The following is a 19,524-nucleotide window of genomic DNA, read 5'->3' on the forward strand; positions in this document are numbered from 1 at the left end:
TTATCCCTTACGCTGTTTTTTGTTTTTTAATATATACAGGCTCTGCCTCATTTTCAATAACATCTTTAGTTATTAAAACCTCATATCCGCTATATTCAGGAAGTTCATACATAATATCGATCATATTTTCTTCCAAGATTGCACGAAGACCACGTGCACCGGTTTTACGTTTGATTGACTTTGCAGCTATCGCTCTTAAAGCATCCTCTTCAAAGTTCAATTCAACATTATCTATGGAGAAAAGTTTTTTGTATTGTTTTACAAGAGAATTTTTAGGTTCTGTTAAAATGCGTACCATATCATCTTCACTTATTTCGTTAAGCGAAGCTATGATAGGCAAACGTCCGACCAATTCCGGAATTACACCGTAACTTACCAAGTCATCAGGCTCAACCATCGCATATGTAGTCTGCTGTTCATCTTTACTTTTTTTCTCTTGACCAAAACCTAGCACGTTCTTGCCTTGTTTTTTCTTTAGTATTTCATCAAGACCGTCAAACGCACCACCACAGATAAATAAAATATTTGTAGTGTTAATTGTGGTAAACTCTTGATTAGGGTGTTTTCTTCCCCCTTTTGGCGGAATATTTACATCTGCACCCTCTATAATTTTAAGAAGAGCCTGTTGAACACCTTCACCGCTAACGTCACGGGTAATGGAGCGGTTTTCACTCATGCGTGATATTTTATCTACTTCATCGATAAAAACTATACCTTTTTGAGCTTTTTCAACATCACCTTCAGCTGCTTGAATAAGTTTTGTCAAGATATTTTCAACATCTTCACCCACATAACCGGCTTCTGTCAAGCTTGTAGCATCCGCAATGGCGATAGGAACATTTAACACTCTTGCGATTGTTTGAGCCATAAGTGTCTTACCGCTACCGGTAGGGCCTATTAGCAGTACATTTGATTTTGCTATTTCCGTGTCGTCGTCATCTTTTACGTCATTTTTAAAGATACGTTTGTAGTGATTATATACGGCTACACTTATAAGTTTACGTGCACGCTCTTGACCTATTACATAATCGCCTAAAAAATTATCCAACTCTTTAGGTGTCATAAGTTTATCGACTGCATCTATCAACTCAGAAGATTCAACGGCACTTCCTTGTTCGTCACCAAACATCACTTTGTAAGCTGAAATTACACAGTTTTTACATATATATACGCCGTTTCCAGAAATTATAGGATTTTGTTCGTTTTCACTTGCACCGCAAAAGCTACATTTTCTCTCTATCATTTGGTTTTCCTTTCATAAGGTATACCTCTTTTTGTCTCTATGGCAAATTCACATATATTTTTGACAAAACTGTTTTTAGAATCTTTTAAGATTTCAGCAGCACTGTCTTTTAACGGCTGACCGCTTTCAAAAAGTTTTCTATAAGCTGATTTTATCTCATTTATATCATCGCGTTCCAAATGGCGTCTAAGACCGTTAAGGTTAAGTCCTCTAAGAGTTGCACGGTTACCCTCGGCCATACAATACGGAGGTACGTCTTGTGTCAGTGCACTTGCTCCGCCAATCATTGCATAGTCACCTATGTGTACAAACTGATGCACTGCTACTCCGCCTCCGCCTATAACTACATGGTCTCCTATCTCGACATGTCCGGCTAATGCAGCAGAATTTGCCAATATACAGTTGTTTCCTACTATAACATCATGTCCAAGATGAACATAACCCATAAAAAGATTATTGTTCCCGATTACGGTTTTACTGCCACCGCCTTCGGTTCCAGGGTTAAAAAGCGTAAATTCACGAATTGTATTATTGTCTCCGATAATAAGTTCAACTTCTTCACCCCTAAATTTTAAATCTTGAGGGATTGAGCCTATAACCGCATGAGAAAATATTCTATTGTTTTTGCCGATGGTAGTTTTACCGTATATACAAGCACCTTGTGCAATAGTAGTACCGTCTCCGATAGTCGATTCACTTGAGATAAAACAAAATGCTCCAATCTCTACATTTTCACCTATTACAGCCCCATCTTCTATGATTGCTTGCGGTGATATTTTACTCATATTTAAAACCTTTACTTATCTACGATCATAGCTTTTAAATCAGCTTCTGAAACAAGTTTGTCATCAACAAAAGCTTCACCTCTTAACATCCAAATAGCAGCTTTTTGTTTTACAATTGAAATTCTGTATTCTAATCTGTCTCCGGGTTTAACTGGGGTTCTAAATTTTGCATTATCGATGCTCATAAAATATACTACTTTTTTTGCAGCTTCTTCCTCTGTCATCTCCATACTTTGAAATGCCAAAATTCCTCCGGCTTGAGCCATACCTTCTAGTATCATAACACCGGGATATATAGGGTGTCCGGGAAAGTGACCTTGAAATACGGGTTCACTTATACTTATGTTCTTATAGCCTACCAAGTTTTTATTTATATTTACTTCAGTGATTCTATCAACAAGTAAAAAGGGGTAACGATGGGGAATAATTTTTTGAATTTGAGTTACATCCATAACCATATAAAACAGCCTTATATAATAATTTTGGATATTTTAGCTAAAAAAAGTTTACAGTTAGATTATAAGGTTATCAGTTTTTCTTTAACATCATCATATATTTTTGCATCCAATTCATATGTAATCTTTGCATCAGGTATAGTATCGACTATAATTACGGGGCTGAGGTCTAATAAATAGTTGTTTTCATTCTTTAAAATTAAATTTCTGATTTTTAGTTCATTTTCAAAATTTTCTTGTCCGTAAATTAGTTCAAAAACGTTTTTATACTCAGTTGAAGCTATTGCATTATAATAATCTAATGTAATAATTTTTATCTCATCTTTATTTAAATAATAGACTTTGTCGTGTTCAAATTCTATGCGTCCTTGTGCTTTTTTTCTATTCAGTAAAGAGTAAGAAAGTGTATAAGAAGGTATTATTTCACGTTTGCCTTTTATAAGTCTTGATGAAAATTGACGATAGTTTAAAAACTTTTGTTTTAGAATTTTATATTTAACACCTTTATCTTCTAGTTCTATCCTCTTTTTATAAAACTCTAATCTTTCCTCGATAGAAGCAGGAAGAATTGCCCCTGAAACAGGTGAAAACATCTCATCCATAAGTCTATTTTGTTGTTCACGTTGTATAGTTAAACCATAGATGCATCCACAGTAGTCTTGACGATATAGTTGTTCTTCTTTAGTAACACGTGATTGGTCTTGTGTGCCGCCACCGGAGCGATAGTCAACTGCTATAAATTTTACGCCGTGCTTTTTCTCAAATAATTCTCCTGAGCGTTTTAGTTGCTCTTGAGATTTTAAAGGGCTTACAAGAAGTGTTGTTGTGAAAGTTGTCTCGCCAAGTTCTAGTGCTTTATTTGCCGATGTTTCAAAGCGTTTATCAAAACATACTTCGCATCTGGCACCTTTTTCAGGCTCTTTCTCTAGCCCTTTGACTGCATCCATCCAAGATTCATAATCGTATTCACCCTCTATTACTTCGATGCCAAGTTTTTTGCATGAACGTTGTACATCTAAAAGTCTGAGTTGATATTCTGAATATGGATGTATATTTGGGTCGTAGAAAAAGCCTGTAAGCTTCTCCTGCGGGTAGTCCTTTTGTAGCTTTTCTAAAAAGAAGTGGGAATCTACGCTACAACATATGTGGACCAGCATATTGTCTTCTTATAAAGCAGCAAAGCTACTTTATAATTCCTCTCACTGAAGCTACACCTATCGGCGAGAGGTTATTATTAAACATTATCTATTTTCTACTACGCTTATAGAGTTTATAGCATCTTGCATCTCTATAGAGTCAAGAACTGCAAAACTATCTGCATCGTCTTCTTCGATAAGACCAAAAACAGTATGGACACCGTCTAAGTGAGGAGTTGGAACGAAAGTGATGAAAAATTGGCTTCCACCTGTATTTGGACCTGCGTGTGCCATTGAAAGTGCACCACGTCTATGAATAGTAGTGTTTTTCTCAGTTTCACAAGGGATAGCCCAGTCCGGTCCTCCTGTTCCTGTACCGTGAGGGCATCCGCCTTGAGCCATAAAGCCCGGTATTACACGGTGGAAGTTAAGGTTATCGTAAAAACCGGTATTAGCTAAATGTGCAAAGTTTGCAACCGTATTTGGAGTCTCCTCAGGAAGCAGTTTAATCCAGATAATACCTTTTGCAGTATCTATCTTCGCGTATTGAAATTTATTGATCTCTTCTTGAGATAAGTCGTATGTTTTAAGTTCTGTTCTTCCAAACATTATAAATCCTTATTTGGCATTTTTTTAATATTTGGAATTATAGTGAAATTTTTTAAACACAATTTTAGTAAACTTACATTTGAAAAGAAAATAGATAAAAGGATTGTGTAATCATGTTCATAAGTAAGATAGATAATTATTTTATGAAGAAAAAAAATAGTATTACTATAAAACAAGCTGATTTTTTTACAATATTTATCGTATTTATTTTTACTGTTATATTTGCGTTTTTACTTATTGAAGAAAATTATTTTGATTACGAAAGAACACTTTTAAAAGAGTTGTCTATATCCGGAGAAAATCTTAACGAAGAACAGATGCAAAAATATCACGAAACAAAAAAAGAACTAAAAAGAATATTTATAAAAAATACAATTGCAATTGCTACACTCGCTTTTATACTTTTTACTATAGTTCTTGGTCTTTATAAAATACTTAACTATCTATTGCAGAGAGATTTACAAGTTTTTTTAAAATTTTTTAAAGAGACCGCGCATAAAGATTATGTCTTAAATCCGCATACTATATTTTTTAAAGATTTTAAAATAATGGTCGGTTATGCAAATAATATGGTGGATACGATAAGTGAGCAAAAAAGAATATTAAAAGATTTAAATCAAAACCTTGAAGACAGGGTTAAGAAAAAAACAATTAATCTACAAGAAACAAATAAAAAACTACTACAAGAAAAAGAGTTTTCAGAAGAGATACTAGATGCACAAAAAAAGTTTCTTCGTTATACGGTACATGAAACAAATACCCCTCTTAGTGTCATTCTTACTTCAATAGAACTCTACACTATGAAACATCCAAAGGATAAGCATCTATCAAAAATAGAAGCGGCTGTTAAAAATATATTTAGCATCTATGATGATTTAAGTTACTTGGTAAAAAAAGACCAAGTTGAATATCCGAAATCTATGATTAATTTTGGAGACTATATAAGTTATAGAATAGATTTTTTTAAAGATGTAGCTACCATGTCTAAAGTTAGTTTTGATTATAATGTGCCTGAAGAAAATTTACATATATATTTTAACAAGACAAAATTACAACGTATTGTAGATAATACGATTACAAATGCGATTAAATATACATTGGCAGGTGAAATTATAGATGTAAATTTAAAACAGTTTGGTTCAAACATAGAGTTTTCTATGTCTAGTAAATCAAAAGCTATTAAAGAAATCGATAAAGTGTTTGAAGCATACTATAGAGAAGAAAAAAACCGCGAAGGTTTTGGACTTGGACTTCAAATGGTACGAAATATTTGTGATGAAGAGGGTGTCGAGATTAAAGTTAGTTCGGATGAGAATAAAACATCTTTTACATATGTATTTAAAATGATAGGCGAATAATATGAAAATATTACTACTTGAAGATGAATTGATGCTTAATGAATCCATATGCGAGTTTTTAGAAGCTCAAGGGCATAAAGTTCAAACTTTTGTCGATGGTCTTGAAGCTCTTGAAGCTATTAAAGAAAATGCATACGATTTACTGATTTTAGATATAAACGTGCCGGGAATGGACGGGCTGAGTTTTTTAGAAAAGATACATGAGTTAAAAATCCACTCTCCCGCTATCTATATAAGTGCATTGGTAGATATTGAAGATATTTCCCGTGCGTATGATTTGGGTTGCTATGATTACTTGAAAAAACCTTTTCATTTAAAAGAGTTGGCTTTAAGGATAGACAGGGTAAAAATATCAAACGATACTCCACGCGTGCATCTTAGGCTATCAAAAAATTATTCGTATGACCAAGAACACTCAACACTTCTTTTTAACAATGAACCGCAAACCCTTACGAAAAGACAATCTCAAATAATTGATCTTTTAGCAAGAAACCGTGGAATGGTCGTTGATTTTGAGCAGTTTACCAATTATATCTGGACAGATTCATTTGTTGATAATGCGACAATACGTGCCGAGATTAATAGACTTAAAAAAACTTTAAAAGAAGATGTTATTTTAAATATAAGGGGGATGGGATATATGATAGAAAAACCATAGTTAAATTTTGTTTTTGTTTTAAAATATGGTATGCTTTTAAAAGAAGTATAAAATTTATTTATATAAATAACTCAAAGGGGTGTTATCATGAAAGTAAAAATATCTACAAAAATAATTCACATTATACTTGCAACTATACTTATCTTATCGGTTGCAAATTTGTTTCAAGCAGTCTCAAATATTAACTCTATTACTGAACAACGTATTAAAGAGTATAGGGTACAAGCTTATAAAGAGGAATCTGATAAGCTTAAAGGATATGTTGATATAGTTGTAAAAGGTATTGAAGGTCTATCTTCTCATACAGATGAAGAAAAAGCAAAAGATGAAGCTTTAAAGATAGTTCAAAATATACGTTTTGGAGAAGGTGGTTATTTTTGGATAAACGATACTTCCCCAAAAATGATTATGCATCCTATAAAACCTCAGTTAAACGGTAGCGACCTCTCAAACGTAAAAGACCCAAACGGTGTCAGGTTGTTTGTAGAAATGGCAAAAGTAGCAACGACAAAAGGAAGCGGTATTGTTAAATATCATTGGTCAAAGCCCGGTTCGGATGAACCGCAACCAAAAATATCATATGTAGCCATATTTAAACAGTGGGGTTGGATAATCGGAACAGGACAGTATATAGATAACATTGAGAAAAAAGTTAAGGTTATCGAAGATGAAGCAGCTGATTTAATTGCCAAGACCGTTATGAAAACACTTATTACTTCTATAGTATTAGCAATTATCATAGCTTTAATCGTTTCATTTATAGCAAGAAAACTGATTGTTTCACCTATTCACAATATATTAAACGTAACGACTGATTTGGCTCACGGCGACGGTGACTTAACCCAAAGAGTAAATATTGACAGTAAAGATGAACTTCAAGATGTCGCACAAAACGTAAATGAATTTATAGAAAAAGTTCAAATGAGTGTTGACAATGCAAAACAGACAAGTATAGAAAATGCATCTATATCTAAAGAGTTGTCCGTAACAGCTTCAACTGTCGGGGAAAATGTAGAAAAGTCGGTTGATATAGTCTCACAAACTACAAAAAAAGCTTCAGAAATTCAAAAAGAGATAGTAATTTCGGTAGATGATGCAAAAAATTCAAAAGTTGAAATGATTGAAGCAAATAATAGTTTATCAGAAGCAAGAGACGAGATTGTTAGTTTAACTACAAAAGTACAACATTCAGCTCAAGCAGAAGTTGAATTAGCCGAATCTGTAGAGACTTTATCTCGTGATACCGAGCAGGTTAAGGCTATTTTAGAGGTTATATCCGATATTGCAGATCAAACCAATCTGCTTGCATTAAATGCAGCTATAGAAGCAGCACGTGCGGGTGAACACGGACGCGGATTTGCCGTAGTCGCCGATGAGGTTAGAAAACTTGCCGAGCGAACTCAAAAATCTCTTACTGAAATTAACACTACTATAAGTATCATAGTTCAATCAACGGTAACTGCAAGCGAGCAGATGAATTCTAACTCAGAGGCTATGAATGAATTAGCTTCCGCAGCCGCATTAGTAGAAGAAAAAATAAATTTTACTACAGAAATTGTAAACAATGCCACACAGGCAAGCGATAAAACAGTAGTCGATTTTGAAAATACAAGTGAATATCTTCAAGAGATTATACAAGGTATAAATGAGATAAACGATATATCTATATCTAATTCAAGAAGTGTCGAAGAGATATCTATCGCTACCGAGCATCTAAATAAAATGACAGAGACTCTTACCGAAAAACTTGAACATTTTAAAACTTGATTTTATAAGTGAGTAGTTGTGTAGCATATCAAATATAGATATGTTACATATATTCACATATAATTAAAGTTATTTAAGAGAATTCTAATTATAGCAATAATGCTATGTTCATGCTATTTTCCAATTTTACTATTAGAATGTTAATTATTTCTAACAAAAGGAATGGGATGAAAAGAATAGTATTAAGTGCAATGACATTAGGACTTCTAAGTTCTGTTAATGTTCAGGCGGCTGAAGATTTATCTACAATGTTCAGTGAAGGTAAGGCTAGTGGTCAAATTCGTGCTTTTAGTATCTCAAGAAGTGTAGAAGATACTAGAATTTCAAAACAAGACTATACAAGAGATGCAAATGCAATCGGCGGTCATTTAAAATTTGAAACTGCAGACTTTAAGGGTTTAAGTTTCGGTACTGCTTTTTACACTACAAACGGTTTGTTTAACGATAGTGATAAAACTAATTATAATAAAGTAGATCCAACTCTACTTGGTCCTGACAATGAAGCGTATTCAATTTTGGGCGAGGCCTACGTACAGTATAAAATAGGAAATACCGTATTTAAAATGGGTCGCCAAAAATTAAATACTCCACTTGCGGGTAGCGATGATGCTCGTATGCTTCCAAACTTATTTGAAGCGTATTTAATGATAAACTCAGATATTCCAAATACGACTTTAATTGCAGGTCATGTTACAAAGTTTGCTCAAGGTACTTTCGGACGTGCTTATAACGGTGGTATTTTGGCAACTACAGCAGGGTACTCGGCTGTTGACTCTAGAGATAAAGTCGGTGATTTTGAAAATATGGGTGGATATGCAGTAGGTAAAAACACGGACGGCGTATCCGTAGTAGCTGCTTCATATAAAAACGGTGCGATTAAAGCTCAGGTTTGGGACTACTACGCACACGATATCTTAAATGCTATTTATGCCGATGCATCTGTATCATGGACTTGTTTATTAAGCGATGCGGTAAAACCTTTTGCTGCGGTTCAAGTAATTAATGAAAACGGTGTTGGAGATAAATTAGTTAAAAACATTGCAGGTAACGGTGATATTGATTCACTTTATTATGCGGCTAAGTTTGGTGCAAATGTTGGAAATTTCACTGCATATGTAGCTTACTCTGAACAAAGCGATACTAATAATCCAAATGAGATAGTTAATAGTGCTACTATAACTCCATGGGGTGGTATGCCTGCATTTACTCAAGGTATGGTTACTCGTCATATGTTTTTAGCAGGAACAAAAGCTACGAAACTTGCAGCTTCTTACAACTTTAAAGATTTAGGTCTTAAAGCAGTTGGATATTATGCAACTTTTGATATGGATAACAACAACGGTTATACCGAAGATGATGCTTCTGAAATAGGTTTTGATTTTATTTATAATATGAAAGCCGTAAAAGGTTTACAACTTCGTTTACGCGGTAACTTTGCAGATGATTTTTATGCTAAAAAGACTGATGCAAATCCAACTTTAAACGGTGCTGTTTCTTGGAGTGAATATAGATTTATAGCTAACTATAATTTCTAATTTTAAAAGCGACTGCTCGCTTGGGCTTCACGCCGAGAGAAACTAAGCGTTAGCGTAACCAAAAGAATTACTTCTTTTGGTGTATTAAATAAATAAAAGGAAAATTTTATGGAAAAAGAACTTGTTGAAAAAATCAAAGCAAATCCTGATTACCAAAAGCTAGTTCAAACTAGAAACGGTTTTGCTGTTAAGTTAACAATCGCAATGTTAGTAGTGTATTTTGCATTTATTTTAACTATTGCATTTGATCCTGCTGTACTTGGTGCTCCTCTAGGTGCTGATACCGTTACGACTATCGGTATCCCTATAGGTATAGCTATTATTGTTTTTGCATTTATACTAACTGGTATATATACAAAAAGAGCAAACTCTGAGTTTGATGATTTAGCTAACGCTGTAAAAAAATCGGTTGGAGAGGACTAATATGTTTAATAGAATATTTTTATTTTTAATTTTAGGTGCCGTAGCTGTAATGGCAGGTGGTGCGATAGAGGGTGAAATAGCAAAGCAAGAACTTAACTTATCTGCTATTATCATGTTTTTATTATTTGTCGGTGGTACTTTAGGTATCACTTATTGGGCTGCAAAGCGTACAAAATCTGCAAAAGATTTCTATACGGCAGGTGGTGGAATCACAGGTTTCCAAAACGGTATGGCAATTGCGGGTGATTATATGTCTGCTGCGTCATTCCTAGGTATTTCCGGTCTTGTATATCTAAAAGGTTACGATGGTCTTATCTACTCAATCGGTTTCTTGGTTGGTTGGCCAATTATCCTTTTCTTAATTGCAGAGCCTTTAAGAAACTTAGGTAAATATACTTTTGCCGACGTTGCATCTTATAGACTTCGTCAAACACCTATCCGTACGTTAGCGGCATCTGGTTCTATCGCAACTGTTATCCTTTATCTAATTGCTCAAATGGTTGGTTCGGGTAAATTAATCCAGTTACTATTTGGTTTAGAGTATGAAATTGCAGTAATATTAGTCGGTGTACTTATGGTACTTTATGTAACGTTTGGTGGTATGCTTGCTACTACATGGGTACAGATTATTAAGGCGTTTTTACTACTTTCAGGTGCTACTTTCATGGCTGTAGCTGTTATGGCGCACTATGACTTTAACTTCGGATCGTTGTTTGCAAAAGCTGTTGAAATGAAAGGTGTTGAAGTAATGAGTCCTGGTGGATTGGTATCTGATCCTGTATCGGCTATTTCACTTGCAGTAGCACTAATGTTCGGTACAGCCGGTTTACCACATATCTTAATGAGATTTTTTACGGTTGCAGATGCAAAAGAAGCTCGTAAATCAGTTTTTTATGCAACAGGTTTTATAGGTTATTTTTATATCCTTACTTTTATAATCGGTTTTGGTGCTATCGTTATGGTATTTACAAATCCTGAATATTTAGACGTAGCTAAACAAGCTGTAAGCGGTGGTTCTCCGATTCTTGGTGGAAACAATATGGCAGCGATTCACTTATCACACGCTGTTGGTGGTGACTTCTTCTTAGGTTTCATCTCTGCGGTTGCTTTTGCTACTATTTTAGCGGTTGTTTCAGGTCTTACACTTGCAGGTGCATCTGCAATTTCGCATGACCTTTACGCATCAGTGTTTAAAAAAGGTGAAGTTGATTCAATGAAAGAGATGCAAGTATCTAAAATGGCAACAATCGGACTTGGTATCGTAGCTATTATTATGGGTATTGCATTTGAGAAACAAAACATTGCATTCGTTGTTGGTTTAGCATTTGCTATTGCGGCATCAGCTAACTTCCCTGTACTTATGTTAAGTATGTATTGGAAAAAATTAACTACTCGCGGTGCGGTAATTGGTGGATCTATGGGTCTTGCTACTGCAGTACTTTTAGTTATACTTGGTCCGATTGTTTGGGTACAAATTTTAGGAAATGCAGAAGCAATTTTCCCATATAAATATCCTGCATTGTTCTCGGTAACTGTTTCATTTGTTGCAATCTGGTTCTTCTCTATTACAGATAATTCTCAAAATGCAAAAGATGAGCAAGAGGCTTTTGAAGCTCAGTATGTAAGAGCTCAAACCGGTATCGGTGCCGAAGGTGCATCTGAACACTAGTTTATAGATGGGTATATCCCATCTATCATTTTTTTAACTATTGGAGAACTTTTGTGAGTCTACTCGACCAAAGAAAACTTATTAAATCTATACACCCCTTTGACCTCTTAGGAGAAAAGGATCTAGATAATCTCATGGGCAAAATTGATATAGCCTACTATACAAAAGACACACTTCTAATCTCTAAAAACCTCCCCTCTATTGCATTTTACATAATTATTAAAGGTTCCGTTACGGAATATATCGATGATGAAATTCATAATGTATATTCATCAGGTGACAGCTTTGATGCGGATGCTTTGATATATGAAAAAACTGAAGGCAAGTTTTTAGTCGAAGAGGATTTAATATGTTATGAGATTAAAAAAGAAGACTTTTTAGACCTTATGCAGGATAAACGTGTACAAGGTTATTTCTTACAAGATTTCGTATCTCGTCATCAAAACCTAAAATATCACGATACTCAAAGTGAACTCACACCTTTTTTAATGGCAAGAGTAAGGGATATTTACCTTCATGAAGCTTGTATGGTAAATGAAGACAGCTCCATTTTAGATTCTTTAAAAATGCAAAGTAAGCTTAAAGCAAAAGTTATCATTGTTAAAAAAGATGACAACTATGAAATAGTAACCGATACGGATTTGAAAGAGAAAGTTCTTTTATCGGGTTTAGATGTAAATGAAAATATATCTAAAATATCTACTTCGGGGATAATCTCAATAGACGTAAATGATTTTTTATTTAATGCACTTTTAATTATGACTCATAACGAAATTAAAAGACTTGTAGTAACCGATGAAGATAAAATTATCGGAGTTTTGGAACAACTTGATTTGTTGTCGTACTTTGCAAATCATTCACATCTTATTGCCGTTCAGATAGATAAAGCCCAAAGCGTAGAAGACTTAAAAGATATCCAAGAAGATTTAAACAACGTAATTAGAATTTTAAAAACTAAAGGCGTAAAAACGAGATATATAACAAAACTCGTATCTAGTCTAAATATAAAAATCTATAAAAAACTCTTTTCTATGGTTATGCCAGAAGAACTAAAAGATGAATGTTGTTTAGTCGTACTCGGAAGTGAGGGTAGAGGCGAGCAGATAATCAAAACCGACCAAGATAATGCACTTATAATCAAAGACGGACTTGATGTAGAGTTGTTTAAAGAACCGATGTTAAAGTTAAATTCTTATCTGCTTGATTTAGGTTTTCCCGTGTGTCCGGGAAATGTAATGGTTTCAAATGAGTTTTGGAGAAGGGATGTAAGTGGATACAAAACACTTATAAAAACTTTGGCAAATTCTATGGATGAGTCAAAACTTCAAACATTAAGTATTATACTTGATGCAAAAGCTGCTGCCGGTAACGAAGCATTGTTAGAAGATGTAATGAATTACTTACACACAAATTTTCACTCCCGTGACGATGTTTTAGCCCATATGGCAAAAGCTGTTTTAAGTTTTGAAACGCCGCTTTCTTTGTTTAGCTCATTTGTAACCGAAAAAACACATAATAATAAATTAGATATTAAAAAAGGGGGAATATTTGCTTTAGTTCACGGTATTAGAACACTCTCGCTTCAATATGAGGTAAGTGTTACAAATACGGTTGAACGTATAAAAGAGTTGAATAATAAAGGTGTAATAGATAAAAATTTTGCTACGGAGTTAATAGAGAGTTTTGATACGCTTATAGCGATAAGACTAGATGCACAAAGTAACGATAGAGATGAAAACTATGTCAATCCCGTAAATCTAGAAAAAAATCAAAGAGATCTGTTAAAAGATAGTTTTAAAATAGTAAATAAATTCAAAAAATTTACGAGTTTTCATTTTCACTTAAATATGGTTGTGTAATGTTTGATAACTTTTTTCGTGAACTTTCTAAAAAAAGAGATTTTAAACGTCTAAAAGATAAAAAATATGAGTTTCTTTTTGAAGAAGACAATAGCGGAGAATATGTTGTTTTTGATACTGAAACTACAGGACTTAATCCTAAAAAGGATGATATCCTCTCAATCGGTGCCGTAAAGATTAAAGACAATAAAATTCTTACATCCCAAACTTTTGAGATGTTTGTACAAAACTATTGTGATATAAGCAGTGAAAGCAAGAAAATTCACGGGATAAGAGAGGTTGATTTGATAAATGCCCAAACAACTCTTGAAGTTATCCCTAAATTTTTAGAGTTTATAGGTTCTCGTCCCTTAGTCGGGTATTACTTGGAGTTTGATGTAGCTATGATCAATAAGTATGTAAAACCCATGCTTGGAATTAAACTTCCCAATAAACAGATAGAGGTTTCAGAAATCTATTATAATCAAAAAATAGAGTTCATTCCTCAAGGAAATATTGATTTGAAGTTTGATACAATACTACAAAATTGTGGCATCCCGAATATGGGTGCCCATAATGCTGTTAACGATGCAATAATGACAGCGATGATATATTTAAAATTAATAAAAGGAAATAATAATGTCAGATAAAAAACCGGTTTTTAAACCAAATAAAGAGTTTGCAAAAAATGCAGCAATTAAGAATATGTGTGAATACCATGAACTTCAAGATAAAGCTATGGAAGATTATGAAGGTTTTTGGGGAGATGCGGCAAAAGAAAAAATAGACTGGATTGAACCTTTTACTAATGTTTTAGATGAGAGTAACGCTCCTTTTGTAAAATGGTTTGACGGCGGTAAATTAAATGTTGCACAGCAATGTATTGACAGACATTTAGAGACTCGTAAAAACAAAGCAGCTATCATTTTTGAAGGTGATAAAGGTGATGTTCAAACTATTACATATTTAGACCTATATAAAAATGTAAACAGATTTGCAAATCTTTTAAAAGAAGACTTTGGTGTAAAAAAAGGTGATAGAGTTGTAATCTATATGCCTATGATTCCTGAAGCTGCATACGCTATGCTTGCTTGTGCGAGAATAGGTGCTATCCACTCTATCGTATTTGGTGGATTCTCTGCTGAAGCTCTACGTGATAGAATCGATGATGCAGAAGCTAAAGTAGTTATCACTGCAGATGGTGCATTCAGAAAAGAAAAACCTTATATGCTAAAACCTGTTGTAGATGCTGCACTTGAAGGTAAGACGCCTGTTGAGAAAGTTTTAGTAGTTGAGCGTAACCATGAAGATGTTGAATGGGTAGCGGGTCGTGATTATTCTTACAATGAACTTATCAAAGACAAATCTGCTGTTTGTGAAGCTGAAGTTATGGATGCTGAAGATCCGTTATTTTTACTTTATACATCAGGTTCAACCGGTAAACCAAAAGGTGTTCAACACAACTCTGCAGGATATATCCTTTGGGCTCAAATGACTATGGAATGGGTATTTGACGTAAAAGAGAACGATACATACTGGTGTACTGCCGATGTGGGTTGGATTACAGGTCATACTTACATTGTTTATGGTCCACTTGCAATGGGTGCTACTACTGTTATGTTTGAGGGTGTTATTACATTCCCTGATGCCGGTCGTCCTTGGGCAATGGTTGAAAACCACAGAATCAACCAGTTTTATACAGCTCCTACAGCCATTCGTGTACTACATAAAATGGGTGAACAAGAGCCTGCTAAATACGATATGAGTTCTCTAAAAGTTCTTGGAACTGTTGGTGAGCCAATCGATCCACCGGCATGGAAATGGTACTATGAAGAAGTAGGTTCTTCTAAGTGTGCTATCGTTGATACATACTGGCAAACAGAAACAGGTGGACACATCGTATCTCCGCTTCCTGGTGCTACACCTATTAAACCTGCGTGTGCTACTCTTCCGTTACCTGGTATCATGGCTGAGATTTTAGACCCTACTACAGGTGAGAAAGCAGAAGTCGGTGAGACTGGTTATATGTGTGTAACTCGTCCTTGGCCTTCACAAATCCGTGGTGTATGGGGTGATGAAGAGAGATATGTGAAATCATACTTCGGTGATGTTAAAAAAGACGGAAAAGCTGTATATTTTACAGGTGACGGTGCTGTTTATGATGAAGACGGTTACATCACTATTACAGGTCGTACTGATGATGTTATCAACGTATCTGGTCACCGTATGGGTACGGCTGAAGTTGAAGCTGCAATCAAGAAACATCCTAACGTTGCAGAAGTTGCAGTTGTCGGTAAACCACACCCACTAAAAGGTGAAGGAATCTTCGCATATATCGTTCTTAAAGCTGATGATGGTGTAGCGGATGAAGTTGAAGAAGTTAAAGCTATCAACAACATTATCAAAAAAGAGATTGGTAATATCGCTTTATGTGACGATATGATTTTTGCACCGGGTCTTCCTAAAACTAGAAGCGGTAAAATTATGCGTCGTATCTTACGTTCAATCGCTAAAGGTGAGGCTATAACTCAAGATATTTCAACTCTTGAAGATCCTTCAGTAGTTGGAAAAATAGAAGAAATGGTAAAAGGTTAATCCCTTTTACTGGCTTACTAAGCTACTTAGTGCTATAATTTCATAATTTAAACTACATAAGGTTTTGTATGGAATTATGCGTAGCACTTGACTTACCTACTAAAGAAGAAAATTTAGATTTAATCCACAAAATTAAAGAACACAATGTCTGGCTAAAAGTTGGACTTCGCACTTATATACGTGACGGCGAAGAGTTTTTAAAAGCCATCAAACAAATCAACCCTGATTTTAAAATATTTTTAGATTTAAAACTATATGACATACCAAATACTATGGCAGATGCTGCCGAGTCCATAATGGGTCTAGGTGTAGATATGTTTAATGTACATGCATCTGCAGGAAAACGTGCTATGACAACTGTAATGAAGCGTCTGGAGAAGTATGATAATAGACCTATAGTTTTGGCTGTAACTGCACTTACTTCATTTTCCGAAGATGAGTTTAAAGAAGTATATGAAAGTTCTATAGCATCCAAAGCTGACCAATTTGCAAAAGATGCAAGCGAAAGCGGACTTGACGGTGTAGTATGCTCGGCTTTTGAGAGTGAGTCTATCAAAAATATAACCTCAGATGCTTTTATGACTTTAACTCCGGGTATTCGCCCTTTTGGTGAAGATGCAGGAGATCAAAAACGTGTAGCCGACGTGGCATATGCCAAGGGTGCAAAAGTTGACTTTATAGTGGTCGGACGCCCAATATATCAAGCAAAGAACCCATCAGAGGTAGTATTAAAAATTTTAGAACAACTTTAATAAAGCTATAAAAAATATTTCTGCATATTTGCAGAAATATGGAAATTTTAAGCTGTATATTATGATATACTTACTATAATTTCCATCTTCAAACGGATAGGTGGGTGAGCGGCTGAAACCACATCCCTGCTAAGGATGCGTATGGGTAACTGTACCGAGGGTTCGAATCCCTCCCTGTCCACCACTTGAAGATTAACTTCCCACAACAAAAACTTTCATAAATATTTTTAGAATTCAGTAAACTCTTCGTATTCTTCATAAGCGATAGTTGTATCATTTGATTCAAACATCTCTTCATATGTAAGATGGATATCTTTCTCATAATCTTCAAAATGATTTATATAATGACAAAAATTAAAATCTTCCACTTCTACTATTTGACTCTCATACATCTTAGACTCCTTATGTCTTGCTGTTTTGCAAGCTGTATATATATCTTGTTGCATAAGCTGTACCATAGAAATATTTTTTAGCATATATATTCCATATAAGCCTATATATAGTGATTTAAAGAGTTTATATGTATTTACATTTTTGTTTTTTTGAAAATTATTGCAGGAAAAAGTACTACAATTTTGTAAGCAAGATATCTAAAGATACAAAATTGTAAATAAGTTATTTTTCAAGTATTTTAGTTTTAAAAAAGCCGTTCAAAAGCTTGTAAAATATACTAAATTTCATTTTCTCAGTGAACAAAACTACATGAAAGAATTGGAATATAATGGATTACAAGAACATATTTATAAAGATATACCTAATTTATGTGAGCATATGTAGGAGACAACTCGGATTTTATTCTTTGGTATCTTTAACAGCTATGATTTTAAAAGTGAATAAAATAAAGATTCCAATAAAAATACCAATTATTAAAAATGCTACATAAACATCTTTACTTATTATTTCTAAACTATGTAATATCATTAAAAATATAAAAATACCTATAGCTAAAGGTGCTGTTTTATCTGAGTCTGATATAAATCTTAAAGATGTTTGACAATTAGGACATGTCATAGGTTCAATAGGTTGAAACTTCTTTGCATCTAAAAGTTCATATTTGCATTCTGGACAATATACCTTCATTTATATTCCACCTTTGTATTTTAGTTTTTCCGGGATTATTTTAGATTTTAGTTGTGCTTCGTAGCCTTTTTTAATAGTTTCGTCTGATAGTTTCCATTTTTCTTTTAGATATCCAACAATTCTTTTTTTTGTATATCTTTTACCAATAAGTGCAGTAAAATATTCAGCCGCTTTTATATCATCCTTAAGGTTGTAGTGATATAAGCGTCCGAGGTTTTTTATGGCACTTAAATCTTCCATTTTAATAGCTTTTTCATACCAAACTATAGCTTTATCATATTTTTTTAAATCTTTATATAAGTATGCAAGGTTATATGCAGCTAATGGATGATTATTTTTATAAGCTTTTTCATACCACTTTATAGCAAGCTTTGGATTGTTAAATTTAGCTTTATAAAGTAGTGCTAAATTAAATAATCCATTTGGATTATTTGGTTTTAAGTTTAACAACTCTTTGTACCAAAATTCAGCTTTTTTAGGTTCATCTAAATTGTCATCGTAAAGCATAGCTAAATTCATTATAGTTCTAGTATCTTTAGGCTCAATGTTAATAGCCTGCTTATACCAAAGTTCAGCTTTTTTGTAGTCTTTTAGTTTTATATCATATAAAAGACCTATATTAAAAGCAGCTGCACTGTCTGTATCTGAGTTGTTCCACCATTGGATGGCACGGGCATCTAAACTATTAAGTCTAGGGTCAAAGTCTGGTTTGTTAAATATTTCTGCAAATAAACTTGTACTAAGTACTAAAGTTATTAAAAGTAGTTTTAAAAAATATTTCATATATTAACTCGCTTTTCTATTATTTTTTTGAATTGGAGTTCAGACAAACTAGATTCCACCTTTATACTTTAACTTCTCTGGGATTATTTTAGATTTTAGTTGTGCTTCGTAACCTTTTTTAATAGTTTCGTCTGATAGTTTCCATTTTTGTTTAAAAAAATTTAAGACTTTATTTTTTGGATATCTATTATCAATAAGTGCTATAAAATATTCTGCTGCTTTTATGTCATCTTTGAGTATATGGTGATATAATCTTGCTATATTCTTTAGCCCTTTTAAACTTTTTTCACTAATTGCTTTTTCATACCACTTTATAGCTTTACTGTGATTTTTTAAATCTTCATATAAATATGCAAGATTGTATGCAGAGTCTTTTGCCTTTGTTTTAAACTTATATGCTTTTTTATAATATTTTATAGCTAGGTTTGGATTATTTAATTTATCATCATATAGAAGTGCTAAATTAAATAATCCATTTGGATTATTATTTTCTAACTCTATTCTTTTTTTATACCAATATTCAGCTTCTTTAAGTTTGTTTAAGTAACTATGATATATAAAACCTAAATTATTAACAGCTTTAATATTTTTATCTATACTCCAAGCTTTTTTATACCAAAATTCAGCAGTTTTATACTCTTTGAGAACTTGATCATAGTAAACACCTAAGTTATATGCAGAATCACTATCTGTATCTGAGTTTTCATACCAAAGTTTTCCATTTAGTTTAAGATTAAGTCTTTTGTCATAAGGTGGCTTTTTAAACTCATTGGCATGAAGTACTGGTATGGTTAAAACTGTTAAAGTCACTAAAAAAAGTTTTAAAAGATATTTCATA

Annotated in this window: 19 protein-coding genes and 1 tRNA gene; 11 read left to right on the top strand and 9 right to left on the bottom strand. The window is 33.6% G+C overall.

All coding sequences use genetic code 11. The features are described 5' to 3' along the window. Positions 1-7 precede the first annotated feature (7 nt). The 5 genes from clpX to FJR48_RS03940 form a co-directional block, all read right to left on the bottom strand. Positions 8-1,243, bottom strand: coding sequence for an ATP-dependent Clp protease ATP-binding subunit ClpX (gene clpX / locus FJR48_RS03920; RefSeq protein ID WP_152306855.1), 1,236 nt, complete (start codon positions 1,241-1,243; stop codon positions 8-10). Then, positions 1,240-2,028 carry an acyl-ACP--UDP-N-acetylglucosamine O-acyltransferase gene (lpxA, locus tag FJR48_RS03925; protein ID WP_152306856.1) on the bottom strand — a complete coding sequence of 263 codons (789 nt, stop codon included), beginning with the start codon at positions 2,026-2,028 and terminating at the stop codon, positions 1,240-1,242. The genes clpX and lpxA overlap by 4 nt, the downstream gene beginning before the upstream one ends. Before the next feature lie 11 nt (positions 2,029-2,039). Beyond that, the gene (gene fabZ, locus FJR48_RS03930; RefSeq protein ID WP_152306857.1) at positions 2,040-2,486 is read right to left on the bottom strand and encodes a 3-hydroxyacyl-ACP dehydratase FabZ; all 447 of its coding nucleotides are present in this window, start codon (positions 2,484-2,486) and stop codon (positions 2,040-2,042) included. Positions 2,487-2,545: 59 nt separating this feature from the next. After that, positions 2,546-3,640 carry an epoxyqueuosine reductase QueH gene (locus FJR48_RS03935; RefSeq protein WP_152306858.1) on the bottom strand — a complete coding sequence of 365 codons (1,095 nt, stop codon included), beginning with the start codon at positions 3,638-3,640 and terminating at the stop codon, positions 2,546-2,548. A gap of 84 nt (positions 3,641-3,724) precedes the next feature. Continuing rightward, positions 3,725-4,228 carry a peptidylprolyl isomerase gene (locus FJR48_RS03940; protein ID WP_152306859.1) on the bottom strand — a complete coding sequence of 168 codons (504 nt, stop codon included), beginning with the start codon at positions 4,226-4,228 and terminating at the stop codon, positions 3,725-3,727. Between the two features lie 113 nt (positions 4,229-4,341). Between FJR48_RS03940 and FJR48_RS03945 the strand changes: the two genes are divergently transcribed. The 11 genes from FJR48_RS03945 (at position 4,342) to FJR48_RS03995 (ending at position 17,007) form a co-directional block, all read left to right on the top strand. Then, positions 4,342-5,586 carry a sensor histidine kinase gene (locus FJR48_RS03945; RefSeq protein WP_241856116.1) on the top strand — a complete coding sequence of 415 codons (1,245 nt, stop codon included), beginning with the start codon at positions 4,342-4,344 and terminating at the stop codon, positions 5,584-5,586. 1 nt (position 5,587) lies between these two features. Beyond that, complete coding sequence (locus FJR48_RS03950; protein WP_152306860.1) at positions 5,588-6,244, top strand: response regulator transcription factor; 657 nt, start codon at positions 5,588-5,590, stop codon at positions 6,242-6,244. Between the two features lie 87 nt (positions 6,245-6,331). Next, on the top strand, positions 6,332-8,011 hold the full coding sequence (locus tag FJR48_RS03955) for a methyl-accepting chemotaxis protein (protein WP_152306861.1): 1,680 nt from the start codon (positions 6,332-6,334) through the stop codon (positions 8,009-8,011). 167 nt (positions 8,012-8,178) lie between these two features. Further along, the gene (locus tag FJR48_RS03960) at positions 8,179-9,546 is read left to right on the top strand and encodes an OprD family outer membrane porin (RefSeq protein WP_152306862.1); all 1,368 of its coding nucleotides are present in this window, start codon (positions 8,179-8,181) and stop codon (positions 9,544-9,546) included. A gap of 108 nt (positions 9,547-9,654) precedes the next feature. Further along, positions 9,655-9,969 (top strand): DUF485 domain-containing protein, encoded by a 315-nt coding sequence (locus tag FJR48_RS03965; RefSeq protein WP_152306863.1) that lies wholly within the window; start codon positions 9,655-9,657, stop codon positions 9,967-9,969. A 1-nt stretch (position 9,970) separates the two neighbouring features. Then, entirely contained in the window at positions 9,971-11,638 is a 1,668-nt protein-coding gene (locus FJR48_RS03970; protein ID WP_152306864.1) for a cation acetate symporter, read from the top strand. 134 nt (positions 11,639-11,772) lie between these two features. Continuing rightward, complete coding sequence (locus tag FJR48_RS03975; RefSeq protein WP_241856118.1) at positions 11,773-13,497, top strand: putative nucleotidyltransferase substrate binding domain-containing protein; 1,725 nt, start codon at positions 11,773-11,775, stop codon at positions 13,495-13,497. Continuing rightward, complete coding sequence (locus FJR48_RS03980; RefSeq protein WP_152306866.1) at positions 13,497-14,126, top strand: 3'-5' exonuclease; 630 nt, start codon at positions 13,497-13,499, stop codon at positions 14,124-14,126. The genes FJR48_RS03975 and FJR48_RS03980 overlap by 1 nt, the downstream gene beginning before the upstream one ends. Beyond that, entirely contained in the window at positions 14,116-16,071 is a 1,956-nt protein-coding gene (gene acs, locus FJR48_RS03985) for an acetate--CoA ligase (RefSeq protein WP_152306867.1), read from the top strand. The genes FJR48_RS03980 and acs overlap by 11 nt, the downstream gene beginning before the upstream one ends. Before the next feature lie 68 nt (positions 16,072-16,139). Continuing rightward, on the top strand, positions 16,140-16,823 hold the full coding sequence (gene pyrF / locus FJR48_RS03990) for an orotidine-5'-phosphate decarboxylase (RefSeq protein ID WP_152306868.1): 684 nt from the start codon (positions 16,140-16,142) through the stop codon (positions 16,821-16,823). A gap of 94 nt (positions 16,824-16,917) precedes the next feature. Beyond that, positions 16,918-17,007, top strand: a tRNA-Ser gene (locus FJR48_RS03995). Positions 17,008-17,050: 43 nt separating this feature from the next. Here the strand turns inward: FJR48_RS03995 and FJR48_RS04000 are convergent. The 4 genes from FJR48_RS04000 to FJR48_RS04015 form a co-directional block, all read right to left on the bottom strand. Then, the gene (locus FJR48_RS04000) at positions 17,051-17,299 is read right to left on the bottom strand and encodes a hypothetical protein (RefSeq protein ID WP_152306869.1); all 249 of its coding nucleotides are present in this window, start codon (positions 17,297-17,299) and stop codon (positions 17,051-17,053) included. 316 nt (positions 17,300-17,615) lie between these two features. After that, on the bottom strand, positions 17,616-17,903 hold the full coding sequence (locus FJR48_RS04005) for a hypothetical protein (RefSeq protein ID WP_152306870.1): 288 nt from the start codon (positions 17,901-17,903) through the stop codon (positions 17,616-17,618). Then, the gene (locus FJR48_RS04010; RefSeq protein ID WP_152306871.1) at positions 17,904-18,686 is read right to left on the bottom strand and encodes a tetratricopeptide repeat protein; all 783 of its coding nucleotides are present in this window, start codon (positions 18,684-18,686) and stop codon (positions 17,904-17,906) included. A gap of 48 nt (positions 18,687-18,734) precedes the next feature. Further along, entirely contained in the window at positions 18,735-19,523 is a 789-nt protein-coding gene (locus FJR48_RS04015) for a tetratricopeptide repeat protein (RefSeq protein WP_152306872.1), read from the bottom strand. Position 19,524 lies beyond the last annotated feature (1 nt).

The organism is Sulfurimonas lithotrophica, assembly GCF_009258225.1.
Lineage (GTDB): Bacteria > Campylobacterota > Campylobacteria > Campylobacterales > Sulfurimonadaceae > Sulfurimonas > Sulfurimonas lithotrophica.